The following is a 24,664-nucleotide window of genomic DNA, read 5'->3' as shown; positions in this document are numbered from 1 at the left end:
CAATCGATTTAAATGTGCGGTCACCTAGAACCAGATCCGGTGAATAATCCATGGATGCCTCAGTCTACCTCAAGCGTGCCGTTTACGGCCGGTGGGCAGTTGCCTGCGCGTTCTTCTTCAATGGCTTCCTTGTCGGGAGCTGGGCACCGCAAATTCCGGTTTTCATGGTCCGTCTTGGGATTAGCGAGTTCACACTCGGCTTGCTCATATTGGTTTTTGGTCTGGGCGCCCTCGCCGCCATGCCGTGGTGCGGTTATCTTATAGGCCGCTTCGGATCGCGAGCCGTGGTGCAAGGCTTCGCGATATTCTGTTCCTTTTCGTTGCTGCTTGTCGCGCTTGCGCCGAACGCGCTGATGGCCGCGCCGGCACTATTTCTCTTCGGTGCGGTGATCGGTGGCATGGATGTTGCCATGAACGCCAATGCAGTGGAGGTCGAGAAGAAGTTGTCTCGCGCCGTCATGTCGTCATCGCACGGCTTCTGGAGCCTCGGCGGTTTTGCGGGAGGCGCACTCGGCGGGCTCCTGATCGAGGCGCACGGTCATTTGACTCATGCTTTGATCGTATCCCTTATCGCCATTCTCCTTGGACTTGTCGCGTTCCGCTACATGATCACAGAAGATGAGCCGGCGGTGCAGGAGAAGCACAGGCTTGAATTTCCCACGAATCCGCTGGTCTATCTTCTCGGACTGATGGCGCTATTTTCGATGGTACCCGAAGGTTCGGTTCTCGACTGGGCTGCGCTATATCTTCAGCAGGAGCGGGGCGCGGACATTGCCACGGCTGGATTCGCCTTCGCCGCCTTCTCTGGCACGATGTCCATCATGCGGTTTCTCGGAGATGGTGTCCGCAATCGCTTCGGTGCGGTCAGGACCTTGCGCTACTCTGCGCTGATCGGTGCAGCGGGGATGGCGGTTGCCAGCCTTGCGCCAACTTCATGGATTGCAATCATCGCTTTTGCGTTCTCGGGCCTCGGTATCGCGAACATGGTACCGATCGCCTTCTCAGCAGCGGGAAACCAGGAGGGAACCTCCTCGGGCGTCGCACTCAGCATGGTCACCCTCATGGGTTATTCCGGCATATTGGTGGCACCGTCCGCGATAGGGTTCGTCGGCGGCAAAACCGGTTTCGGACCGATCTACATGGTGCTTGCAGGCTTGCTCGTGGTTGTTTTCTTGATGTCGAATCTGGCCACAAGTGCCGACAAGATGCGGTCCTAGGCTCGTCGTGCGGCGACCGGTTTTCTGCGCTGCATAAGGAAATCCGCGACGCGCTTGCCAGGCTTGTGGGACTTGATGCCCACATTCATTTCCGGTGCCAATTCCCCCGATAGGTCAAGAGTGGCGTGATCTCCGACAGAATCGAAATGTTCCTCCAGCCAATCCTCGGCGGCGGCACGACCAAGATCGCGCAGATACTCGAGAAATGCCCATTCCGCGTTGATCTTTGATGAGGCCGAGAGCCCGGCCAGTGCTTCGTCCGCATCGATGCGATGCATGCGGATGTTGCGATACTCGCCATGCTGAAGCCTGCCGGCATCGATCAACGAATTGACAAAAGCGATAGAGCGCAGCTCGCGCAAGAGCGCGGCGTTGAAGGTGATTTCGTCAATTCGATCGGTAATCTCACGTGCTGTCTTGGGAGTTCCACGCCGTTCTATCGGATTGATCTGGATCAGGAGGACGTCTTCGCTCTGGCTTGAATAAAAAAATGGATAGAGCGCCGGATTGCCGCCATAGCCGCCATCCCAATAGGGCTCTCCATCGATTTCTACCGCTTGAAAAATGTAAGGCAGGCAGGCGGAGGCCATAACGACATCGGCACTCAGTTCTGATTGGGAGAAGACACGCAGACGACCGGTTTCGACATTGGTTGCGGAAAGAAACAGCTTGAACTGCGAACAGGCTCTAACCCGTTCGAAATCGATTTCCTTTTCGACGACGTCCCGTAAGGGATTGAGATTGAACGGGTTGAACTCGTAGGGAGAAAACAACCGGGAAAAATGTTCGAAGAGATTGTACCCTAGACCATTTTCGACAGACCAGTTACCGAAGAACCGGTCCCATGGCGTGCGCTGAACCGGGCTGAATTGTCCGGTGCGCCCGACAGCACGCCAGAAATCATGCAGTTTTGCGCGAGCCCCTTCCGCGCCATTGTGTGACCAACCGTCGGCGAGCGCGACGGCGTTCATAGCTCCCGCGCTGGTGCCCGAAATGCCTTCGATCAAAAGCCTGCCATCTTCCAGGATGCGGTCTAACACGCCCCAGGTAAAAGCGCCGTGGGAACCGCCGCCCTGCAGTGCGATGTTGATCGCCTTTGGTTTGGCGCCCATTACTCTGCCGTCCAGCCGCCATCGACGGAGATGGACGTTCCTGTAATCTGAGCTGCAGCGTCGCTGGCAAGAAATACAACTGTTGCGCCAATCTGTTCGACTGTCGCAAATTCCTTGGTCGCCTGTTTGTCAAGCATGACTTCGCGGATGACAGTCTCACGATCCATATTGTGAGCCATCATCTGATCTGGTATCTGAGCTTCGACGAGGGGTGTCAGCACATAGCCGGGACAGATCGCATTGCAGGTAATATGGGCTTCGGCCAGTTCCAATGCCACAGTCTTCGTCAGGCCAAGGACACCGTGCTTGGCCGCAACGTAGGCGGATTTGAACGGCGAAGCTCTCAGGCCATGTGCCGAGGCGATGTTGACGATCCGGCCCCAGCCAGCGCTCTTCATGTGGGGAATGGCGGCGGCTGTCGTGTGAAAAGCCGACGTCAAATTGATGGCGATGATCGCATCCCATTTTTCGGATGGGAATTCCTCGACGGGGGCGACAAATTGAATGCCGGCATTGTTGACCAGCACATCCACGGATCCGAAATAGTCGACTGTCCTTTCGACCAAAGCCCGGCATTCAGCGCCACTCGACATATCTGCCTTGATGTAGGCGACACGGACACTATGCCTTTCGGAAATTACGCGGGCGAGGGCATGATCTTCCGGCCGGTCACTGAACGAGTTGATCACGACGTTGTAGCCAGCCGCTGCGAGGGCATGTGCGGCGCCAAGCCCGATGCCGGAGTTGGAGCCTGTAACGACTGCAGTTTTAGTGGTCATGACAATTTCCTTCGATTGATAACCGTGCACGCCATGGGCTTACGGAATATATTGCATTGCAGCAAAATTGCTAGGCTCCGAGCTCGATCACTTCGTCATGCAAGCTCTGCACTTGAAGAGTAGCATTGCCCTAGCTGACGCGGAGTTGACAAACGGCGATAGCTACGCCACCTGAACATGATATCCTGGAGCTTGACGATGTCGGAATATAATTCGCAACCCTTCGAACGCAGGCCCTCTGTTGGCGTCGATGTAGGCGGTATCTTGGTTGGCGGCGGCGCGCCGGTTGTCGTTCAGTCCATGACCAACACCGACACGGCGGACATAGACGGTACGGTGGCGCAAGTTGCCGCACTGTCTCGTGCGGGCTCGCAGCTCGTGCGAATAACAGTCGACCGGGACGAATCCGCAGCGGCTGTCCCGAAGATTCGCGACCGGCTCGACCGGCTTGGCCTTTCGGTGCCTTTGGTGGGGGATTTTCACTACATCGGCCACAAGCTCCTTGCTGATCATCCCGCCTGCGCAGAAGCCTTGGCCAAGTACCGTATCAATCCGGGCAATGTCGGTTTCAAGGACAAAAAGGATGCACAATTTGGCGCCATCATCGAAATGGCGATCCGCTATGACAAACCGGTGCGCATAGGGGTTAACTGGGGCTCGCTCGATCAGGAGCTATTGACCACGTTGATGGATCAAAATCATGCGGCAGGCTCACCACTTACGGCGGAGGCAGTCACGCGCGAGGCGATCGTTCAATCGGCACTCATTTCGTCGCAGCTTGCCGAAGAAATCGGCCTGCCGCGCTCAAAGATCATCTTGTCGGCGAAGGTGAGCCAGGTTCAGGATCTGATCGCTGTATACGCCGAACTTGCGCGGCGTTGCGACCATGCATTGCATCTGGGCCTGACTGAAGCCGGCATGGGCACCAAGGGAATTGTGGCTTCGTCGGCTGCGATGGGCATCCTGTTGCAACAGGGGATTGGCGACACGATCCGGATTTCGCTTACTCCCGAACCAGGGGGTGATCGTACACGCGAAGTTCAGGTCGCCCAGGAACTGCTGCAAACCATGGGCTTCCGTCAGTTCATCCCCATCGTCGCCGCATGTCCTGGCTGCGGGCGCACGACGTCCACGGTTTTTCAGGAACTGGCACAATCAATTCAAAGCGATATTCGCACAAACATGCCCCTGTGGCGCGAGAAGTATCCCGGCGTTGAAGCGCTGAACGTTGCGGTTATGGGGTGTATCGTGAATGGACCTGGCGAATCCAAAATGGCCGACATAGGCATTTCGCTGCCGGGTACGGGTGAGACACCATCGGCCCCTGTGTTCGTCGACGGCAAGAAGGTCGCTACGCTGCGCGGCGCCGGCATCGCGCAGGACTTCCAGAAAATGGTCGCAGAATACATCGAAAACCGCTTTGGACAGGGCGCAGGCGCACACGCGGCGGAATAATCGTTAGCTCTGTCTTTCGGCGATAAACCGCGCCGCGTCCTTGAGCAAGGCCGCGTCGCTGCCGAATGGCGCGAGCAGTTCCTCGGCTTGCCCTACCAAACCGGTCAACTGCTGCCTGGTCCATTCCACACCGTACAAGGATACGAGGGTGGCTTTGCCTGCCGCGGCGTCCTTGCCCGTTGCCTTACCCATTTCAGTCGCATTGGCGGTCACATCGAGAAGATCATCGGCAAGCTGATACGCAATTCCAATTGCCGAACCATATTCTGCCATTCGCTCCCGCTCGCCGGCAGTGGCATGACCGACAATAGCGCCTGCTTCGCAGGCAAAACGGATCAGAGCTCCTGTCTTCATTGCCTGCAGGCGGATAATGCCTTCTTCATCCGGATTGTCATTCTCCGCCTGAAGATCGAGCGCTTGACCTCCGGTCATACCGCCGAGACCTGCGGCACGTGCCAATGCTGAAATCAGGGCCACTTTTGCTTGCGCGTCGAGCTCTGTCTCTTCGCTCGCGATCAATTCGAAGGCATAGGTCAGCAAGCTATCTCCGGCCAGAATGGCTGCAGCCTCATCGAATTTGCGATGCACGGTCGGTTGACCCCGGCGAAGATCATCATCGTCCATGGCTGGCAAATCGTCATGAACGAGAGAATAGCTGTGAACGCATTCAAGCGCGGCAGCGACACGCAATGCTGCAAGGTTGTCCGCACCAAAGAGAGCTGCGCTTTCCATAACAAGCAGAGGACGCAAACGCTTGCCGCCGTTCAAAACGCCATGGCGTATGGCCGCCATCAGCCGCGGTGGACGGCTGATTTCGCCGTTTCGCGGCATATCCGATAGCAGATCTGCGAGCAATGCCTCGACCGACGCTGCCCTTTGCTGCAACGCTATCTGGAACATCGTGACCTTCTGGCTTGTCGTCATATCCAGCCAATTGCCGGTAAATGGTGACTTGGTCAATGGGCGTGGGGGTCGCCATCGCATTTTGCCGTGTACTTGTTGTACGGTTCAGAAAATCGCAGAAGAAAATTCCCTTCTGCGATTGTTTGCTTTATGTCCGACAGGAAATTCAAGCGGAAGGCATTTGTGGCAAGGGTTCTGGTCAGAAACAAGAGAGGCAGAGGTTTCCTCGTCGATCCCGGCCGTTCGCCCTTGGGCCGCGCCGTTCGCTACCTGATTTTGGCAGGTATCGTGTTGATTATGGTGCCCATCCTCCTTTTAACTCTTTATCGATTGCCGTTCGTCCATCCCGTCTCGACGTTGATGGTCAAAGATCTTGTTACCTTCTCAGGATATGATCGCCGGTGGGTGTCGCTCGATCAGATTTCGCCGACCCTCGTCAATTCCGTGATGATGTCGGAGGATGCAAGGTTTTGCTTCCATAACGGCGTTGATTGGGAAGCACTCAATTCCGTCGTGTCCGATACGATCGATGGAGAACAGACCCGGGGCGCGTCGACGATTCCCATGCAGACTGCCAAGAACCTCTTTTTGTGGACTAGCCGCTCGTTCATTCGCAAGGGGCTGGAAGTGCCGCTGGCAGTGCTGACAGATCTTATTTTGCCCAAGCGCCGATTGATGGAGGTCTATCTCAATATCGCCGAGTGGGGCCCGGGCATATACGGCATCGAGGCAGCGGCACAACACCATTTCAAGATAAGCGCTGCGAAGCTTCAGCCGCGTCAGGCTGCTTACCTTGCAGTGACATTGCCCAATCCCATCGTGCGCAACCCGGCCAAACCGGGAAGAGGCATGCAGACATTGGCCAGAGTCAATGAGCGGCGGGCCCGAGGTGCTGGTGCCTATGTCGGGTGTGTGAAATGACCCCGTCCGGGAGCAGAAGCCTTTCGTGACAAAAAAATGCGGTTCCGGCTGGTCAAAAGCCCTCAGGCCGTGTATAGCCCCACCGAACTTTCCGGAATTTTGTCCATTGCGACAGGCTCAATCGGGCCAGTGCCGGATTTTGACTGATTACTGGAGCTGGAACAATGGCTGTACCTAAACGAAAAACTTCTCCGTCGAAGCGCGGCATGCGCCGCTCCGCCGACGCGCTGAAGGCACCGACCTACGTCGAAGACAAGAATTCAGGCGAACTGCGCCGTCCTCATCACGTGGACCTGAAGACCGGCATGTACCGTGGCCGTCAGGTTTTGACGCCTAAGGAAGGCTGATTTTTCTTGAATCTCATGAAAAGACCGGCCATTGGCCGGTCTTTTCATATATGCCGCGATGACAGGCTATTTTAGTTCGATCTCGATGAAAGCGTATTCTCCGTCATTGGCGTTGACCACGTCGTGCTCCACGCCTTCCGTACGAAAATAGGGAACACCTTTTTTCATTTCAGCAAATGAATCTCCCTCCGCCGTCACCAGCCGTACGCGTCCATCCATGAGCGGCACCACGACATAGTCATGTGAGTGGCGATGCCAGCCAGTGTTGTCTCCCACGGCAAAACGATATTCCGTGACGATGACGCGCTCATTATCGATGAAGACGGTTGCTTTTGCCGATCCGGCCATTCCGGGTACTCCGTGCTACCGATCTTATCTGCCGAGGGAGTCCAGCTTCCGCTGCATAGCCGCAATCTGCTCCTTCAACTCATCCAGACCTGTATCCTTCGCGGGTTTATCCGGACCAGTCGATTCATCCGGCTCAGAAGGCGGCGTCTTGTTCAAGGGAAAGGGTGTGAACATGCGCATAGCGTGTTGCAACATTTCGGTGTTTCGACGCACTTGCTCTTCGACCAGCTTTATCGGAGCGCTTACATTCATCATATCGATGGGAGTCTTGCCGAACGCCGCCGTCAGTTGCTCGCGCATGCGCTCCTGCTCTTTTGCAAAGGCCGACATCGATTGCTCAAGGAATGTCGGCAGCACAACTTGCATCTGATCGCCATAATAAGCGATCAGCTGGCGCAGGAAGGGAATTGGCAGCATATTCTGCCCATCCTTGTTCTCAAGCTCGAAGATGATTTGGGTGAGAACCGAATGAGTGATGTCTTCGCCGGTCTTTGCATCCTGAACCGTGAAATTCTCGTTGCGCTTAACCATCTCCGCGAGGTCTTCCAACGTCACATAGGTGCTTGTACCGGTGTTATACAGACGCCGGTTAGCATATTTCTTGATGACGATGTCCCCGGTCTTTGCTGTCATTGCTCGACTCCCCAGCTTGACTTCCTCGGCCGAATTTTCGTGCCGGCTTACGGACAGTTCTTAAGAGGATAGGGGCAAAGTGCCTCAATTCAAAGCGAATTGTGCGTTGCATTCAACGCAGTGCATCGCCGCTTATGCTGCGCTGCAAACCGCTTATTTCAAGCGTTAGCCTTAAATGTCTCTTGTCAAACCATTGCGGGCGGCTAATTCTTGTCGATATGTGTTTTTATATATTCAGAATGCCAATATGAGGAAACGTCATGAGCCATTCCATAGTCATCGCCAGCGCCGCCCGTACCCCAGTAGGATCGTTCAACGGTGCATTCGCCAACGTTCCCGCGCATGAGCTGGGCGCAGCTGTTATCAAGGAAGTGCTCAGCCGCGCCGGTGTGAACGGATCAGATGTGGACGAAGTGATCATGGGACAGGTGCTCGGCGCGGGCGAAGGCCAAAACCCCGCGAGACAGGCAGCGATGGCTGCCGGCATACCGCAGGAGGCGACGGCCTGGGGCCTCAATCAGGTTTGCGGCTCCGGCTTGCGCGCCGTAGCACTCGGGATGCAGCAGATCGCAATGGGCGATGCGCATATTGTCGTCGCGGGCGGACAGGAATCGATGTCTCTGTCTCCGCATTGCGCGCACCTGCGCAGCGGCACGAAGATGGGCGACATGAAGTTGATCGATACCATGATCAAGGATGGCCTTACGGATGCGTTTCATGGCTATCACATGGGGATCACTGCCGAGAACATCGCCACGAAGTGGCAGTTGACCCGCGAGGAACAGGATCAATTTGCGCTTGGCTCGCAAAACAAGGCTGAGGCGGCTCAAAAGGCCGGGAAATTCAAGGATGAGATTGTCCCATTTACGGTCAAGACCCGCAAGGGCGATGTTGTGGTCGCTGACGATGAGTATATTCGTCACGGTGCAACACTGGATTCGCTGGCGAAGTTGCGGCCAGCCTTTGACAAGGACGGCACGGTGACAGCCGGCAATGCCTCAGGGCTCAATGATGGGGCCGCTGCCGTGGTATTGATGACCGAGGAAGAGGCGAAGCGCCGCGGCATCAAACCTTTGGCGCGCATAGCCTCATGGGCTACAGCCGGAGTGGATCCGTCGATAATGGGGACGGGCCCTATTCCAGCTTCGCGCAAAGCTCTGGAAAAGGCCGGCTGGACGGCCGAGGACCTTGATCTGGTCGAGGCCAATGAGGCATTCGCGGCCCAGGCCTGCGCCGTCAACAAGGATCTTGGCTTCAACCCGGACATCGTCAACGTGAATGGTGGCGCAATTGCCATAGGCCATCCAATTGGCGCCTCTGGTGCTCGTGTTCTCAACACACTCTTGTTTGAGCTAAAGCGCCGAAATGGAACCAAGGGCCTTGCAACATTGTGCATTGGCGGGGGCATGGGCGTGGCGCTCTGTGTCGAGCGGATCAAAGACTAGTCTTAGCTTCGCTGGCCCAGGTAATTTAATCGGCAAGTGACGCCTGCATGCGCCGTGAGTTTCGACCGTAGGCTGGCATAATTTCAAAGTACATTGTGTTTTTTACGAGATCAGTTTCAGGGAGGGATAGATGACTAAAACAGCAATAGTTACGGGTGGAACGCGCGGCATCGGTGCTGCTATTTGCGTTGCGTTGAAAACCGCGGGTTATAGAGTGGCTGCGAACTACGCCGGCAATGATGACGCGGCGAAGGAGTTCGGCAAGAAGACCGGTATCGCCACGTACAAATGGGATGTTTCCAATTACGAGGAGTGCGCGGCAGGTATCGCAAGGATCGAAGCCGATCTGGGTTCGGTTTCTGTGCTGGTGAACAATGCCGGCATAACTCGTGATGCAATGTTCCATAAGATGACGCCAGGTCAGTGGAGCGACGTGATCAACACCAATTTAACTGGTTTGTTCAACATGACCCACCCACTATGGGGCGGCATGCGAGACCGGAAGTTCGGCCGGATTATCAATATTTCCTCGATTAACGGCCAGAAGGGCCAGGCAGGACAGGTTAACTATTCAGCCTCGAAAGCCGGCGACATCGGATTTACGAAAGCCTTGGCCCAGGAGGGCGCTCGCGCTGGAATCACCGTTAATGCAATCTGCCCGGGATATATCGGCACGGAGATGGTGCGTGCCATCGACGAAAAAGTCCTGAACGAGCGGATTATTCCGCAAATTCCTGTCGGACGTCTGGGTGAGCCAGAAGAAGTCGCACGTTGCGTCATCTTCCTCGCGTCCGATGAGGCGGGCTTCATCACCGGCTCGACGCTCACGGCCAACGGTGGACAATACTTCACCTGAGCGTGACCGATACGGTGCGGTCAAGGGCGGTCGTGTTTGCAACTGTAGCTGAGCCTCTGGAGCGGAAGGCTTGGCTGAATCCTGTCCTAGACTGTAAGAACGGCTTCAAATCGTGGCCTGAAACGGTTTCAGGCGATTCAGCATCTTGTAAGTTCGTTGAGCCGGTCGCCTAGATGTGGCAGTGAACAAAGCAGGAATCTGGTCCTAAAGCTGATTCGTAGCTGATTCGTTCTGCACGCGTTCCATTTCATAACGGCACTACGATATGTCGATTTATGATTGTTTCTCTACGGCGTCCAACCTACCTTTCTGTTGAATGCTTAAGATGCTAATCGCAAATGCATGCCCGGCATTTCGAACTGGTGCCGGTATTGGATTGTAATTGATGAACGTTATGCCCAACCCCGAACTTCCCCTGGTCTTGTCAGGCCGCGATGTTACTGCCGTGCTGGGTCCCACAAACACGGGTAAAACTCATCTCGCCATCGAGCGAATGCTAGCGCATCGTACCGGAATGATAGGCCTGCCGCTCCGTCTGCTGGCGCGGGAGGTTTATCATCGCGTGGCGGAAAGGGTAGGTCTGTCCAATGTTTCGCTGATTACCGGTGAGGAAAAGATCAACCCTCCCGGCGCACGCTATGCTGTCTGCACAGTAGAGGCCATGCCACGCCAGACCGATATGGACTTTGTTGCCATTGACGAGGTGCAACTCGCCAACGATCTGGAGCGCGGTCATATCTTTACCGACCGTATTCTGCATCTGAGGGGCAGGCAGGAAACCTTGCTGCTCGGCGCCGCGACTATGCGGGGGATTCTCGAGAAGCTCCTGCGGGGCGTTTCTGTCGTCACCCGGCCGCGGCTTTCCAATCTCTTTTATGCAGGACCAAAGAAGATAACCCGCCTGCCACCCCGATCGGCGATAGTGGCATTTGCCGCAGAGGAGGTTTACTCGATTGCTGAGTTGATACGGCGCCAGAGTGGTGGCGCAGCGGTGGTCATGGGGGCACTCAGCCCACGCACGCGCAACGCTCAGGTCGATCTTTATCAGTCCGGTGATGTCGATTACCTCGTTGCAACGGACGCCATCGGGATGGGCCTCAATCTTGATGTCGATCATGTTGCCTTCGCTCAGGACCGTAAATTCGATGGCTATCAGTTTCGCAACCTTTCACCCGGTGAGATCGGTCAAATAGCCGGCCGTGCCGGCAGGCATTTGCGCGACGGGACGTTCGGAGTAACGGGACAGGTCTCGGGATTTTCCGAGGAACTGGTCCAGAGGGTGGAGTCTCATGCCTTCGACGCCGTAAAGATACTCCAGTGGCGGACAGCTCGCTTTGACTATTCCAGCCTAGAAGCGCTGAAGAGATCCATTGACACGCCCGCTGCAATCGAAGGACTGACGCGCGCACTACCTGCGGTCGATCAACAGGCGCTTGAATATTTGTCCAACGATCCAGACGTCGCACCTTTGGCCAATACACCCGAACGTGTCGCCCTTTTATGGGATGCCTGCGCGCTGCCCGACTATCGCAAGATTGCCCCAGCTCAACATGCCGATATTATCGCATCGATCTATACAGACCTTGCTGACAAGGGCCATGTGAACGAGAATTACATGGCCGAAGAGGTGCGCCGTGCCGATTCCACGGACGGTGACATCGATGCGCTGTCACGGCGTATCGCCCAGATTAGAACATGGACATTTGTGTCTCACAGGCCGGGTTGGCTTGCAGATCAGACACATTGGCAAGAAAAGACGCGTGAAATTGAGGACAGATTATCAGATGCACTGCATGAACGGTTGACGAAACGCTTCGTAGACCGCAGGACAAGCGTGCTTATGAGGCGCCTGAGAGAGAATACGATGCTAGAAGCCGAAATTAGCCCTGCCGGTGACGTTGTTGTCGAGGGGCATCATGTTGGACGTTTGGATGGGTTCCGATTTACTGCGGACACTCACGTCGATGGAACGGATGCGAAGGCCGTCAAGGCAGCCGCGCAAAAGGCCCTGGCAGCAGAGTTTGAAAATCGCGCCGAGCGTTTTTCCGCTTCGGCCAATGGCGATTTTGCCTTAGGTTCTGACGGAACCCTAAGGTGGATCGGCGCTCCGGTCGCCTCGGTCGTCTCTGGGGAGCAGGCGTTGAAACCCCGGGCTGTGCTGCTGGCCGACGAACAGCTGACCGGTCCTGCACGTGACAAGGTTGCTGCTCGCGTAGACCGCTTTCTAGCCCATCACGTCGAAACCATCTTGAAGCCGCTTGTCGATCTGGCGAATGCCGATGGTCTGGTCGGAATAACCAAGGGCCTGGCTTTTCAGCTGGTGGAAAATTTCGGAATCCTCCAGCGGCGCGACGTGGCTGAAGACGTGCGCGGACTAGACCAGGATTCCCGCGCCGCGCTTCGGCGCCTTGGCGTTCGCTTCGGCGCATATCACGTCTTCCTGCCAGCGCTGCTCAAACCTTCTCCGGCCGGTCTCCTGACGCTATTGTGGGCGCTCAGGGAGGATGCCAAGGATCGTCCTGGTTATGGAGACGTTGTGCAAGTTTTGTCAGCTGGACGAACGTCGGTGGTAACGGATCCGAGCTTTGATCCGGCTTTCTACCGCCTCGCCGGATATCGCATGCTTGGGAGGAGAGCCGTCCGTATCGATATTCTGGAACGGCTCGCCGACCTCATTCGTCCCGCCCTTGCCTGGAAGCCTGGAAGCGGTACGCGGCCGGACGGTGCCTATGACGGGTCGCGTTTTGTGGTAACCCCGTCAATGATGTCGATCCTCGGTGCCACTGCCGACGACATGGAAGAGGTATTGAAGAACCTTGGCTATCGTTCGGAACCGGCGGATGCAGGATTGGTTGCTGCCAAACTGACGGAACTCGACGCGTCGCCCTTGCCTGCTCCTTCCGAGGAAGTTCAGGCGGACAAGGTGGACGCGGCTCCTCTCGAAGCAATGCAACCCGCGAGCGAACCAGCGGCTGCGGCCGAACCCGCAGAACCGCCAGTGGAGACGCGGGCCGCGGCAGCCATCGAGGATGATGCGGGCGACACAGCCCAAGAGCCGGTGGAGTCCACGCCCGCCGTGGTGGAAGAAATGCCGAAGCCAGTCTTGCTCTGGCGACAAGCCAGGTTTGAGGGGCGCAACAACCGCGCTCCTCAGGAGAAACGAGAAAATAATCGCCGCGTCCAGGCGCGTGCCAACCAAGCCGAGCCGCACCCCGCACGAGCAGAACGACATAACGCGCAGCAGAATGAACAGGGCGAACGCAAGGAGCATTTCCGAGGCAGAGGCAAGCCCGGTGGCAATGACCGCTTCAAGCAGGGTTCCGGCGGAAAACCTTCAGGCAAAGCGCCGCTTCAGGCCAAGCGTCCGGAACGCGAAGAGCGTCCGGTCAAGATCGACATGGATTCTCCCTTCGCCAAGTTGCTGGCACTGAAGGAACAAATGAAGAAATAGGCATGGCCGGCGCGACCTCAAATGACGGAAGTGAAAGGCAACGCGTTGACAAGTGGCTGTTCTTCGCGCGAGTGGTCAGATCCCGCTCCCTTGCGGCAAAGCTCGTGTCAGGCGGTAGTGTCAGGTCCAACAGGGATAAGATTGACCAGCCATCACACGGAGTGAAGCCCGGGGACGTGCTGACGATCACTCTCGACCGGCGTATTCTCGTCTATAGGGTGCTCTCTGGAGGAACACGTCGCGGACCTGCCGAGGAAGCGCGGACTCTGTATGAGGACATCTCTCCGCCCCTGCCGCCAAAGGGCGACACCAGCAGTCTTGATGGTTTACCGAAGCGCGACGCGGGCAGCGGAAGACCCACAAAGCGTGATCGAAGGCAGGTGGACCGGCTTATGCTGGGTGAGGATGAAGATAGCTGATCTGTGATTTCGGCGTTGCAGACAAGCTTCGTTACGTCGAAATTTTCTCTCTGATTGGCATCTTCGCTAAAATATTATTCCAATTACTGAGGTAGTAAGGGATAGTGGTTGCTTGTTGTTCACAGATGGCGATGCCATGAATGGCCGGTGAGTGCCCTTGTGCTTGGCCTTTGTCCAGAGTTTGGACATAAGTTGTCCGCGTTCTGGTGCCGCAGCTTATTCTTCCCCCTTGTCAGCCCGGCGTCAAATCGTTACCTCAGCCGCTGACACGCTGATAGTGGTGTCTTCAGGAGCCAGCAAATGACTTACGTTGTGACCGACAATTGCATCCGCTGCAAATATATGGATTGCGTTGAGGTCTGTCCCGTCGATTGTTTCTATGAGGGCGAGAACATGCTCGTCATTCACCCCGACGAGTGCATCGATTGCGGTGTTTGCGAACCTGAATGCCCCGCGGAGGCTATCAAACCTGACACTGAGCCGGGTCTGGACAATTGGCTTCAGGTGAATGCGGAGTACGCAGAGAAGTGGCCGAATATTTCTCAGAAGCGCGATGCTCCCGCTGATGCCAAGGACATGGATGGTATTCCTGGTAAGTTTGAAAAGTTCTTTTCACCGGAGCCGGGCGAGGGCGACTAAGAGGTTTAGGATATTTGTTACTGTGGGTGCTTGCCTTGAGGATATTCGCAAGTCTTGAAACTTCACTATTTTTAGCAGTTGCAGCAAAAAGTTGATTCTAATCGCTTTTCGTGTTATGGTCGCGCGATATGTTGATCATTGGACGTCAATTTCGTGGCGCTAAAGCATAAATCACCAATCGGCTAGATTTTTTCGGACTGAACGGATCAGGGTGGTTTTTCTTTATCCACCCCTCTGGTGTGTCCGGATGGCTTTTGCATGAATATTGACGGCCGACAAACCGGTTTCCGGTTTCCAGTGATTGGTTTAGCCGGTGCGTTTTGCCGGGCGCAGCAAGGAGTAGTTAAGCGCATGACAGCAGTTCAGCAGAAAAAAACCGCCCAGCGTATTGGATTCAAAACGGGTGAGTTTATCGTATATCCGGCACACGGCGTAGGTCAAATCGCCAATATCGAAGAGCAGGAAGTTGCAGGCCATAAGCTTGAGCTTTTTGTTATCGATTTCCAGAAAGACAAGATGCTCTTGAAAGTGCCGGTCGCCAAGGCAATAGCTATTGGTATGCGCAAACTTTCAGAGACGGACTATGTTGATCGTGCGTTGAAGGTTGTCCAGGGTCGCGCTCGTATCAAGCGTACCATGTGGTCACGCCGGGCGCAGGAGTATGATGCGAAAATCAATTCTGGCGACCTGATCTCTATTTCGGAAGTCGTGCGGGACCTTTTCCGCGCTGACAACCAGCCGGAGCAGTCATATTCGGAGCGTCAGCTATATGAAGCAGCTCTTGACCGTATGGCTCGTGAGATCTCCGCCGTCAACAAGATGTCGGAAACAGAAGCGGTGCGTCTGATCGAAGTTAATCTTGCCAAAGGGCCCAAGCGGGGTGCCAAGGCTGAAGACGCCGAAGCCGAGGCGAATATCGTTGTTGAAGACGAGCAGGAAGAAGCAGCTTAAGAGCTTCCTCCGAACCTGAATAAAAAGCCCGGCATTGCCGGGCTTTTTATTCGCTGATGATCTTGACCTTGTCACCGGCGGAAACGGTTCCCCCTGTCGGCAACGCATTTATCAGGCGGAATAGGTCGAGTTTCCGGTCAGTTCCCATGATTTGATTAGAGAGACTTACCAACGTGTCCCCTGGTTTTACTGTGACGACCCGGATGCGGAGGGGTTTCACGCTTGCTTTCTCGTCCGGTGTCAGCAGGCGGAAACTTCGGATTACCATCTGTGAAGCTGGCACCAGAGCAGTGCTTCCGGCCGGCGCAGCGGTCAGGAAGCGATAGATGCGGTTGCCGGCATTAACGACGAATATGTCGAATTCCCAACGATCCGCCCGGGCTTTGGCGCTTGCTCCAGGCATGCCATTGAAGGTCACGGCCTGAACGCTAGCGTCGTCAAGGCCCGTGACCCAGCCGCTGCGCATGTAGTCTGTCATCGATGGAGTGCCTGTGACCTGCGTTCCGTCGAAACGGATTGCCACCTCACCTGGTCCCGTCGCCATAACGGCGTCGGCGCTGTTGTCGATGGTAAAGCCATCAGGAACGGTGAAGCTTACGCCGAGCAGCGGATGCACGAAATTGCGTCCACGCACATACCCTTCCTCGGGCGTATCGCCATAGAGGACGCCGTCGATGCCCTGCAGGAAGGAGGCTCGGTCGGTCGTGCCGACCCCCGGTGCTCCGACGCGACGGGCATGTCCGCGTGCGAGTTCGATGCGCTGTGGCGCGGAAGGGTGGCTGGCAAGGAAATCCAGGCTCGCATCGGTGGCGCCAGAAACACTGCGGAAATCGGCGTAGGATGCCATGGACTGAAGGAAGCGTGCCGCGGCAAAAGGATCATAGCCTGCCTCGCCGATCATCTTGATCCCGATGGCATCGGCTTGAAGTTCCTGATTACGGGAGAACTGGGCCATGCGCAGCTTGCCCCGGATCAGTGCTTCTCGGCCAGCACTGTCGTCCTGCAAGACCTCCGATACCACGCGTCCAGCGATCTGTGCTTCCTGCTCGCGCTGCTGACGCTCGATACCGTGGTTGGCAATTACGTGACCCATCTCGTGCGCGATGACGGCAGCAAGTTCTGCGCTGTCATTGGCTAAGGCCAGAAGCCCTCGCGTCACATATAGGTAGCCGCCGGGAAGCGCGAAGGCATTGATATTGGGCGAGTTGAGGATCGTGATGCGGTAGGTATGCGTCGGATTATCCGAAACCGTCGTAAGATTGCCGACGACCTTGGCCACCATGCGCTCGAGCTTGGCATCCTTGTATTCGCCGCCATAGGTGGCAAGAATACGAGGATGCTGCTCCGCACTCAGCTTTGCCAGTCTGTCGTTCTTGGTGACATTGTCGACTGTCACCGGGTTCGACGAAGGCCCCAACGCGTCCTCCTTGGTCACATCCAAAACCTGGCACCCCGACAAGAAGGCCAGCAGCAGCGTTGCCGACGCAATATTCGTGCGGCGAGCGGCTGTAAGCCATCCGTTGTCATTGGAAGAATTGTGCGAAGCCAGAATCATTTCCTCATTGTCGACGCGCGCGAGCAGACTCGTGTTTCGTGCCCTTGCTAGCCCGACAAGCAGCTGTGAGCAAGAATTTCATTGTGCTTCATGAAGGTGGCAACGCGTCGAAAATATGTCAAAGCCCAGAGTCTTCCGCACCGAGATATTTCCGCAACAGCGTGGGCGCCCCGGTTGAAAGCAGATTCGCCGCGGGTCCTGAAGCAACGACTTTGCCCTTGTCGAGAAAAACCAGCATGGAGCGCAGACGCAACGCATCGTCTGGATGATGCGTCACCATAACCACGGTCATCGCGGTTTCGTCCTGCAAACTCCCAACGAGGTCGAGCATCTCGTGCCGCAAGGCCGGACCCAGGGAGGCAAAGGCTTCGTCCAGCAGGAGTATTGGCCGGTTCCTCACCAGTGCCCGTGCTATTGCCACCCGTTGACGTTCGCCGCCAGATAGAGCTTCGGGCTTTCGCTGTTCCTTGCCAGCTAGGCCAACCTTCCGGATAGCATCAGCAATCGCGGCCTTGTCAGCTTCGTCCAATCTCAGGTTTGGCTTTCGGCCCAGCCCGACATTGGCGGCGACATCAAGATGCGCGAAGAGATTATTGTCCTGGAATACCATCGAAACGGGTCGTTCGGATGGCGCGGCATAGGTTACGTCCGCACCCGCAATGAAAATCCGGCCCGACTTGGCACGTTCAAATCCAGCGATGAGATTGAGCAGGGTGGATTTTCCCGCTCCGCTTGGACCAATGATCGCGGTGATGGTCGATGGTTCGATGATGAGGTTGAAGTGCATCGCCATGTCGTCATAGTCGAAATCGACCCCATCGAGACGTATGTCCGCACCGCCCTTGGGCGTAGAACGCTCAGCCAATGTTTGCGACCTCTCTCTTTGCCGACGTGGCTGCGCCCCTGTCAGCTGCGATCATCAATAGAAGACACAGCACGCCGAGGATCAATGCCAGGCCCGCCGCGTCTTGTGTACGATAGCTCCCCATGCGTTGCAGGAGCAAATAGGGCAGGGTCTGGATAAGATCATTGCCGAAGAGTGCGATTGTCCCGAGGTCACCGAGAGACAGGGCCATCGCGAAGGCGAAGGCGACGCTTGATGGACGCTTCATAACAGGCCAATCGATTAGGTGGAGCCGGTTCCAGCCGTGAAGGCCCAATTGCGCACACAGCCGGTTATGGCGGCTTGCCGCCGTATCCCACGCCGGGCGTAGAATACGAAATGCGAAGGGTATCGCCATTGCCGCGTTGACACTCACGACCATGAAGGGCGCGAGGCTGAACGGATCTACGAAATAGCGGGACAGAATGAACCAGCCGGAGCCTATGACGATCGGTGGAATGACCAAGATCAGACTGGCGCCGCGATCGATCAATCGTTCGAACAGTTTTGGCGAGGCATAGCCCCGATGGCTGGCCAGGTATTCACGGGCTACCACCAGAGACAGCGAAATGATCAGCGCCAGCCCGGCAGCAGTTGCTCCGAGCAGTACGCTTGTCAGAATTGCGCGCCAGACCTCGCTCTCGCCTAGAAGTCGGGAAAGATCGGCGGCCAGTCCCGAAACGACCGTTCCAGCTATGGGCAGCGCGACAAAGAGCAGCCCCAGCATTATCACGCCTCCATTCAGAAGGCGGGTCGTCAGTGTTGGCTGGTCAAAACGGCGGCTCGTTGTGCGCAGGCTAAATCCTTCCTCGGTTGGACGGCCGGTCAGGCTCAGAACCGCGAGGACTGCAACCGTCAAACACAACTGCACGAGTGTCAGCGAAACTGCGCGAGCAATGTCGAAATCGAAATGCAGCGACTGGTAGATCGCCACCTCCAGCGTCGTCGCACGCGGTCCGCCGCCGAGCGTCAGGACAACGGTGAATGAAGTAACGCAAAGCATGAATATCAGCCCTGCAATGCCCGAAAGATGACGCCGCATGACTGGCCACTCGATAAGCCGGAACCGGGCCCAGCCTCCCATGCCCAGTTGCGACGACAGTTTCCAGTAATCTTCCGGAATCGTATCGAGACCGGCAAGGATAAACCGTGTTGCCAAGGGCAAGTTGAAAAACACGTGCGCGATGAGGATGCCGGTCAGCCCATATATGTTGGGAATTAGATTGAAGCCGAGCCAGTTGAAAAGCAGAGCTACAAACCCATTGCGGCCGTAGATGCTTGTGACGCCAAGAACTGCTACAAGGGCGGGCAGAGCCAGCGGTAGCGCGAAGAGCCGCAAAATCATTGCCCGACCCGGAAAAGTCGGATGTGCGTGTAGAGCACGAGCAAGTGGGATGGCGAACGCAATCGATAGCAGCATGGAAAGTAGCGCCTGCAGCAGCGTGAAGCGGGTAATTCGCCACAGATAGCTGTCGAAAGCCGCAAAACCATCCGTGCCGCCGCGCAGTGCTTCGACAGCGAGACTCAGGCACGCACCACCAGCAAGCACCGCCAGGAAGGCGAGGGCAAGGGCCCCCGCCGCTGGTTTTAAGGACACCAACGCTACAGGCTCATCGCGGAGAGCCATTCCTCGATCCAGGCCTTACGGTTCCTGGCCACTTCCTCTGGCGAAAAGATCAAGGTTTTTGCCGGCTTCACCAAAGTATCGAAGGCAGGATTGAGCGGTCCACTCGTCTTTGCGGCTGGAAACATCCAGTTGCTTTCGGGAATGGTGTCCTGAAATGCCGGGCTGGTAATGAACGCCAGAAACTGCGCGGAAAGCGGATTCTTGGCGCCGTTCGCAGTTTGCGCCGCCACTTCTACTTGAAGGTAGTGACCCTCTTCAAATGCGGCAGCCTTGTAACGATCGTTTTTCTCGGCGATGATGTGATAGGCAGGCGAGGTCGTATAGGACAGCACCAGCGGAGCTTCGCCTTTGGTGAACAGGCCGTAGGCTTCCGACCAGCCTGGCGCTACTGTCAACACGCGATCCTTCAGTCTGGCCCACGCCTCGCCGGCCTTGTCGCCATAGACCGACTTCACCCAGAGCAGCAGGCCCAATCCCGGCGTAGACGTCCGTGGGTCCTCGATGACGATTTTGTCCTTGGGACCGCCTTCGACCAGTTGTTTGAGGCTCGCGGGCGGGTCTTTCATTTTGTGCGTGTCGTAAATCACAGCAAAGTAACCGTAATCGTAAGGAACGAACGTATCGTCTTTGTAGCCGCCGGGAATCTCGATCGAGCTGGTGTCAATTGCGTGCGGAGCGAACAGCCCGGTCTCCTTCGCCTCGTGAGTCAAATTCGTGTCCAGGCCAAGAACGACATCGGCCTTCGTTGACTTACCCTCTAGCCTGAGGCGATTGAGCAACGCGACACCATCGGTTACAGCGACGAAATCGATGCTGCAGCTGCATTGTTTTTCAAAGGCTTGCTTGATCTTTGGACCCGGGCCCCACTCGGCGGTAAAGCTCTCATAGGTGTAGACGGTCAGTTTCCCATCGGCTTTTGCCGGAACGGCCAGTGCTAGCGCGAGTATGCAAGCCGTAATGAAGGGTCTAAGAACAGTATCGAATGGCCGCATCGGCGCCTCCTAGAGTGACAATTCAAAAGGATTGGCGCGCCACTTTCATTGCGCGTCTAATCCCTCCGCCGGTACAAACCGGATCAGGTTCCGCGGGTTGGCAAGGATCTCTCCTTTGAGCCTCTCAGCCCATCCTCTCGGATAGGCACCCCGTTAGAGCATTGCGAACATTAAAGAATAAGCCTCGACCCTGCAAGCAATATGCCCTGGGCGAACTAGTCGCTGCAGTCCCCGTGTCCGAAAGCAGACATCGATGAGCTATTGGTCGTCCCGTTGTGCACCCGGCATCTATTCCGTTGGCCCTACGCATGCTATGGGCGATTCATGAGTAAATTCGTGCTTCTTCTTGGCGGTGGCCTCCATGTTACCGATCGTCTTCGCCATCAGGTTGCAGGCGCGCGGGTGCTTGCAGCGGACGGAGGGATTGCCCATGCGGCGGCGCTGGGGCTCGAGCCTGAACTCTGGCTCGGCGATTTCGATTCGGCCTCGGCGCAACTAGAAGCGCAGTATGCCGGAGTCCCTCGGATGGAATTTCCAGCTGAGAAGGACATGACCGACGGCGAACTTGCGTTGAACGAGGCCTATCGACTAGGCGCAACGGAAGTTATCCTTTGCGGCGCATTTGGCGGTGAGCGAACCGATCACGCACTACTGCATTTGACCATGGCGACGAGGTTTGCAGCGGAGGGACGCAAGCTCATTCTCTCCAGCGGTTATGAGGAAGCACATCCCCTGGTTGCAGGCGCCTACGCGTTCGATTTTTCCGATGGTACTCCGTTCAGCATTGTTGCATTTTCGCAATTGCGCGGGCTTTTTATTAGCGGAGCACGCTGGCCGTTGAAAAATATGGAACTTTCTTTCGGTTCATCGCTTACAGTGTCGAATGCGGTACGCGGACAGCTTCACGTGTCGCTTCGTTCGGGTGAAGCGATCCTGATCGCTGCGCCGGAAGTTGCCTAACGCTTGTAAAACAAGGCGGAAAGTGTAATTGTTGCTACACAGCATTGGGGACGCAAGCTGGTGAGTTTGGTTTTAAAACGGAGAGGTCTTCCATGTTGAAAAGTTTGTCTTCGATTGCAGTTGCCGGACTTTTGGCGTTCTCGGTTGCCGGTTGCACGACCAGCGATCAGCGCGTAGCCGGCTATGGCGTTGGTGGTGCTGCGCTGGGTGCGCTGGCCGGCGGCGCAATCACAGGTAGCGGTCGTGGTGCTCTCGCGGGTGCTGCAATCGGCGGTGCCAGCGGTGCTTTGGTTGGTGCTGCGACCAACAACAATGCCAGCCGCTATTGCACCTATGAGAACCGCTACGGTGAACGCTATCGGGCGCCATGCCGTCGCTACTGACCCGTATCAGTTGGTGAATTATGGAGCAGGCCGGAATTTCCGGCCTGCTTTTATTTTCCAAGGGCTCAGGCTAACAGCGACCAGCGATCTTTCTTCTGCCGCATTAGCTCCGCAGAGTTTGTTGCTTATTATATCGATGTGAGAGGATTTTAAGATGAACATTCGTTTGACCGCTATTGTGGTTTCCACGCTTCTGGCTGTGTCTGTTGCTGGCTGCGCAACGAGCGAACAAAATCAACGTGCCGGTACGGGCGCCTTGATCGGGGGTGGCGTTGGTGCGCTGGCTGGTCAGGCTCTTGGACGCGATACAAAGAGCACTGTTGTGGGTGCAGCTGGCGGCGCGCTCCTTGGCGCAGCGATCGGAACGGCTACCACTCCGAGAGGCCAAAGCGGCAACTACTGCCGTTATCAACGCCGTGACGGATCAATTTATGAGGCTCCCTGTGAGGGCAATGGTGGCGGCGGTTATTGACTGCAGTCGGCCGAGTGAATGCAAACAGGCCGGAGATTCCGGCCTGTTTTATTTCATGTCATTTGACACTGGCGACAATCTCGCCGAAAAGCACGGCGACTTCGATCGCGGCTTCAATATCCAGAACTGTAAACCTGCATGGCTCCCCCACTTCTTCGTCTAGACCAGATAGCGTTGACATTTGGCGGAACACCGCTGTTGGTCGATGCGGCCATTTCCGTCAGCGAAAACGATAGAATTGCGCTCGTTGGTCGCAATGGATCGGGTAAGTCGACCCTATTGAAAATCGCCGCTGGTTTCGTTGCACCCACGGATGGCGAGGTGTTCAAGCATCCGGGCGTTACGGTACGCTACCTGGCGCAGGCTCCTGATATGGATGGCTATGCGAATGTGCGCGCCTATGTCGAAGCGGGACTTGGGCCTGCCGATGATGTCTATAGAGTCTCGTACCTCCTTGAACATCTGGGTCTGACGGGAGAGGAAGAGCCGGGCAATCTTTCAGGCGGTGAAACGCGCCGCGCCGCGTTGGCCAAGGTTCTTGCCCCGCAACCGGATGTTCTGCTGCTTGATGAACCCACAAACCACCTTGATCTAACGACGATCGAATGGCTTGAAAGCGAATTACGCCAGGTGCGCTCCGCGATTGTAGTAATCTCCCATGACAGGCGTTTCCTCGAAAATGTCAGCCGCTCGACGATCTGGCTCGATCGGGGGGTTACAAAGCGACTTGACCAGGGCTTCGGTGCATTCGAGGAATGGCGAGACAAGGTGCTTGAGGAAGAGGAGCGCGATCTGCACAAGCTCGGACGTCAGATCGTGCGGGAGGAGCATTGGCTGCGATATGGCGTAACGGCACGGCGCAAACGTAACATGCGACGGCTCGGTGATCTGCAATCCATGCGCAGCGAGTTCCGCAATCATCGCGGAGCCCAAGGCAAGGCCGTTCTGAAGGCCAGCGATGCAAGAGAGTCGGGTAAGCTGGTAATCGAGGCGGAGCATCTCGTCAAAGCCTACGGCGATCGGGTGCTGGTGAAAGACTTTTCAACACGAGTACAACGTGGAAATTGTGTTGGCTTCGTTGGGCCAAACGGTGCTGGCAAGACCACATTGCTGTCGATGCTAACCGGCATGCTCAAGCCGGACAGCGGCTTCGTCAAGCTGGGCACCAATCTTGAGATCGCCATTCTCGACCAGAAGCGCGACAGCCTGAACCTCGAGCAGACGCTGGCGGATTATCTGACAGACGGAAGGGGGGAGAATGTCATTGTCAACGGCGAGCAGAGGCACGTCGCATCCTACATGAAGGACTTCCTATTCCAGCCCGAACAATTGCGCACTCCCATTCGCGAAATTTCCGGCGGTGAACGAGCGAGGCTTATGCTCGCACGCGTTCTGGCGCGACCTGCCAATCTTCTGGTACTCGATGAGCCGACCAACGATCTTGACATGGAAACGCTTGACCTTCTGCAGGAGCTCGTAGCTGGATTTGCCGGCACTGTTCTGCTCGTCAGCCATGATCGTGATTTTCTCGACCGTACAGTGACTTCGGTCATTGCGCCCGAAGGTGACGGCCGCTGGCTGGAATATGCCGGCGGATACACAGATATGCTGGCACAACGCAAGGAGGCTGCGCTCGCAACCCGCGCAGAATTGAAGAATTCGAAGCCGGTGAACGGCCTTGCAGAAAAAGCAGTCCCGACCAACCGCGAGGAAAAGCGCAAGCTTTCCTACAAGCAAAAATATGCACTGGAAACTTTGCCAGCAAAGATCGAAACACTGCACGGCGAGATTGCCGTGCTCGAGAAGATGCTGGCCGATCCGGAGCTTTTCGCGAGAAATGCGGCGCTTTTCAACACAACAGTCGAAGAAATAACGAAGAAACGGCAGAGCCTCGAGACCTGCGAGCATGAATGGCTGGAACTTGAACTGCTGCGCGAGGAACTGGAAAACTAATTCGCCTTTGGCGCAAGCTTCGTTGCAAGCGTCTCGATACGGGTCGTTACCTCGGAAAGCACCCCGGTTATGGCAGCGTCATTGTTATCGGCCTTGGCCAAGGCTTCGTCGCGGCTCTTGCGCAGCGCTTCGGCCTCATTTTCGAGCCCCTTGACCCGCATCTGCGATTCGCTGAGCTCGTCCATGACCATGATACCTGCCATGACGGTTAGGCGCAGATCGCCTATCTCGCCAAAAGAAGACTTTAAATGTGTGACATAGCGGTCGAAACGTTCCGCGAGCCCTGTCAGGTGCTGTTCCTGGCCCTCATCGCAGGCCATCCTGTAGGCTTTGCCGTCGATCGTGACTGTTACCGTGGCCATG

24 protein-coding genes and 1 riboswitch are annotated in these 24,664 nt (G+C 56.3%); of the genes, 14 read left to right on the top strand and 10 right to left on the bottom strand.

The annotated features are described in order from the left end of the window. The first annotated feature begins 50 nt into the window (after positions 1-50). Positions 51-1,217: an MFS transporter gene (locus tag CU100_RS00285; protein ID WP_106714581.1), complete on the top strand. Its 1,167-nt coding sequence runs from the start codon at positions 51-53 to the stop codon at positions 1,215-1,217. On the opposite strand, the gene CU100_RS00280 is transcribed toward CU100_RS00285, so the two are convergent. Both CU100_RS00280 and CU100_RS00275 read right to left on the bottom strand, forming a co-directional pair. After that, on the bottom strand, positions 1,214-2,329 hold the full coding sequence (locus tag CU100_RS00280) for a patatin-like phospholipase family protein (RefSeq protein ID WP_106714580.1): 1,116 nt from the start codon (positions 2,327-2,329) through the stop codon (positions 1,214-1,216). The genes CU100_RS00285 and CU100_RS00280 overlap by 4 nt on opposite strands. Continuing rightward, complete coding sequence (locus CU100_RS00275; protein WP_106714579.1) at positions 2,329-3,108, bottom strand: 3-hydroxybutyrate dehydrogenase; 780 nt, start codon at positions 3,106-3,108, stop codon at positions 2,329-2,331. Before CU100_RS00275 ends, CU100_RS00280 begins: the two co-directional genes overlap by 1 nt. 198 nt (positions 3,109-3,306) lie before the next feature. Here CU100_RS00275 and ispG point away from each other — a divergent pair, with 198 nt between their 5' ends. Then, positions 3,307-4,563, top strand: a complete 1,257-nt coding sequence (gene ispG, locus CU100_RS00270; RefSeq protein WP_106714578.1) for a flavodoxin-dependent (E)-4-hydroxy-3-methylbut-2-enyl-diphosphate synthase — start codon at positions 3,307-3,309, stop codon at positions 4,561-4,563. 3 nt (positions 4,564-4,566) lie between these two features. Here ispG and CU100_RS00265 read toward each other — a convergent pair whose 3' ends face one another. After that, positions 4,567-5,463 (bottom strand): polyprenyl synthetase family protein, encoded by an 897-nt coding sequence (locus CU100_RS00265; protein ID WP_407070300.1) that lies wholly within the window; start codon positions 5,461-5,463, stop codon positions 4,567-4,569. Between the two features lie 186 nt (positions 5,464-5,649). Here CU100_RS00265 and mtgA point away from each other — a divergent pair, with 186 nt between their 5' ends. Together mtgA and rpmF are read left to right on the top strand one after the other, a co-directional pair. Further along, positions 5,650-6,387: a monofunctional biosynthetic peptidoglycan transglycosylase gene (gene mtgA / locus CU100_RS00260; protein WP_245418888.1), complete on the top strand. Its 738-nt coding sequence runs from the start codon at positions 5,650-5,652 to the stop codon at positions 6,385-6,387. A gap of 164 nt (positions 6,388-6,551) precedes the next feature. Continuing rightward, entirely contained in the window at positions 6,552-6,734 is a 183-nt protein-coding gene (gene rpmF / locus CU100_RS00255) for a 50S ribosomal protein L32 (RefSeq protein WP_008121851.1), read from the top strand. Positions 6,735-6,800: 66 nt separating this feature from the next. On the opposite strand, the gene CU100_RS00250 is transcribed toward rpmF, so the two are convergent. Then, the gene (locus CU100_RS00250) at positions 6,801-7,082 is read right to left on the bottom strand and encodes a cupin domain-containing protein (protein ID WP_106714576.1); all 282 of its coding nucleotides are present in this window, start codon (positions 7,080-7,082) and stop codon (positions 6,801-6,803) included. Between the two features lie 24 nt (positions 7,083-7,106). Next, positions 7,107-7,715, bottom strand: coding sequence for a polyhydroxyalkanoate synthesis repressor PhaR (gene phaR, locus CU100_RS00245; protein ID WP_106714575.1), 609 nt, complete (start codon positions 7,713-7,715; stop codon positions 7,107-7,109). Between the two features lie 260 nt (positions 7,716-7,975). Between phaR and CU100_RS00240 the strand changes: the two genes are divergently transcribed. The 6 genes from CU100_RS00240 to CU100_RS00215 all read left to right on the top strand — a co-directional run bounded on the left by CU100_RS00240 (position 7,976) and on the right by CU100_RS00215 (position 15,476). Continuing rightward, positions 7,976-9,160, top strand: coding sequence for an acetyl-CoA C-acetyltransferase (locus tag CU100_RS00240; RefSeq protein ID WP_106714574.1), 1,185 nt, complete (start codon positions 7,976-7,978; stop codon positions 9,158-9,160). A 130-nt stretch (positions 9,161-9,290) separates the two neighbouring features. Further along, entirely contained in the window at positions 9,291-10,016 is a 726-nt protein-coding gene (phbB, locus tag CU100_RS00235) for a beta-ketoacyl-ACP reductase (protein WP_106714573.1), read from the top strand. Positions 10,017-10,401: 385 nt separating this feature from the next. Then, positions 10,402-13,467 carry a helicase-related protein gene (locus tag CU100_RS00230; protein WP_106714572.1) on the top strand — a complete coding sequence of 1,022 codons (3,066 nt, stop codon included), beginning with the start codon at positions 10,402-10,404 and terminating at the stop codon, positions 13,465-13,467. 2 nt (positions 13,468-13,469) lie between these two features. Then, a complete protein-coding gene (locus CU100_RS00225) occupies positions 13,470-13,886 on the top strand; it encodes an RNA-binding S4 domain-containing protein (RefSeq protein ID WP_106714571.1) in 417 nt (138 codons plus the stop codon). A 300-nt stretch (positions 13,887-14,186) separates the two neighbouring features. Next, positions 14,187-14,525: a ferredoxin FdxA gene (gene fdxA / locus CU100_RS00220; protein ID WP_106714570.1), complete on the top strand. Its 339-nt coding sequence runs from the start codon at positions 14,187-14,189 to the stop codon at positions 14,523-14,525. A gap of 351 nt (positions 14,526-14,876) precedes the next feature. Beyond that, positions 14,877-15,476: a CarD family transcriptional regulator gene (locus CU100_RS00215; protein WP_106714569.1), complete on the top strand. Its 600-nt coding sequence runs from the start codon at positions 14,877-14,879 to the stop codon at positions 15,474-15,476. A 46-nt stretch (positions 15,477-15,522) separates the two neighbouring features. Here the strand turns inward: CU100_RS00215 and CU100_RS00210 are convergent, their stop codons facing one another. From CU100_RS00210 to thiB, 4 genes are all read right to left on the bottom strand, one after another. After that, a complete protein-coding gene (locus CU100_RS00210; protein ID WP_106715900.1) occupies positions 15,523-16,950 on the bottom strand; it encodes a M48 family metalloprotease in 1,428 nt (475 codons plus the stop codon). Between the two features lie 199 nt (positions 16,951-17,149). Continuing rightward, positions 17,150-17,824 (bottom strand): thiamine ABC transporter ATP-binding protein, encoded by a 675-nt coding sequence (locus CU100_RS00205; protein WP_106715899.1) that lies wholly within the window; start codon positions 17,822-17,824, stop codon positions 17,150-17,152. A gap of 64 nt (positions 17,825-17,888) precedes the next feature. Next, positions 17,889-19,541, bottom strand: coding sequence for a thiamine/thiamine pyrophosphate ABC transporter permease (gene thiP / locus CU100_RS00200; RefSeq protein WP_106714568.1), 1,653 nt, complete (start codon positions 19,539-19,541; stop codon positions 17,889-17,891). Continuing rightward, on the bottom strand, positions 19,517-20,533 hold the full coding sequence (thiB, locus tag CU100_RS00195) for a thiamine ABC transporter substrate binding subunit (RefSeq protein ID WP_106714567.1): 1,017 nt from the start codon (positions 20,531-20,533) through the stop codon (positions 19,517-19,519). Before thiB ends, thiP begins: the two co-directional genes overlap by 25 nt. Positions 20,534-20,576: 43 nt before the next feature. Next, positions 20,577-20,696: riboswitch (TPP riboswitch) on the bottom strand. 161 nt (positions 20,697-20,857) lie between these two features. Between thiB and CU100_RS00190 the strand changes: the two genes are divergently transcribed. The 4 genes from CU100_RS00190 (at position 20,858) to CU100_RS00170 (ending at position 24,301) form a co-directional block, all read left to right on the top strand. Next, positions 20,858-21,493, top strand: a complete 636-nt coding sequence (locus tag CU100_RS00190) for a thiamine diphosphokinase (protein ID WP_106714566.1) — start codon at positions 20,858-20,860, stop codon at positions 21,491-21,493. Positions 21,494-21,585: 92 nt separating this feature from the next. Beyond that, complete coding sequence (locus CU100_RS00185) at positions 21,586-21,876, top strand: hypothetical protein (RefSeq protein ID WP_106714565.1); 291 nt, start codon at positions 21,586-21,588, stop codon at positions 21,874-21,876. Positions 21,877-22,030: 154 nt separating this feature from the next. Next, positions 22,031-22,348 (top strand): glycine zipper 2TM domain-containing protein, encoded by a 318-nt coding sequence (locus CU100_RS00180; protein WP_106714564.1) that lies wholly within the window; start codon positions 22,031-22,033, stop codon positions 22,346-22,348. A 138-nt stretch (positions 22,349-22,486) separates the two neighbouring features. Continuing rightward, complete coding sequence (locus CU100_RS00170; RefSeq protein ID WP_106714562.1) at positions 22,487-24,301, top strand: ABC-F family ATP-binding cassette domain-containing protein; 1,815 nt, start codon at positions 22,487-22,489, stop codon at positions 24,299-24,301. Here CU100_RS00170 and CU100_RS00165 read toward each other — a convergent pair. Then, positions 24,298-24,663, bottom strand: coding sequence for a cell division protein ZapA (locus CU100_RS00165; protein WP_106714561.1), 366 nt, complete (start codon positions 24,661-24,663; stop codon positions 24,298-24,300). The genes CU100_RS00170 and CU100_RS00165 overlap by 4 nt on opposite strands. Position 24,664: the final 1 nt, after the last annotated feature.

Source organism: Phyllobacterium endophyticum, from assembly GCF_003010935.1.
GTDB classification, from domain to species: domain Bacteria; phylum Pseudomonadota; class Alphaproteobacteria; order Rhizobiales; family Rhizobiaceae; genus Phyllobacterium; species Phyllobacterium endophyticum.
This window is presented reverse-complemented; position numbering and strand designations above follow the sequence as displayed.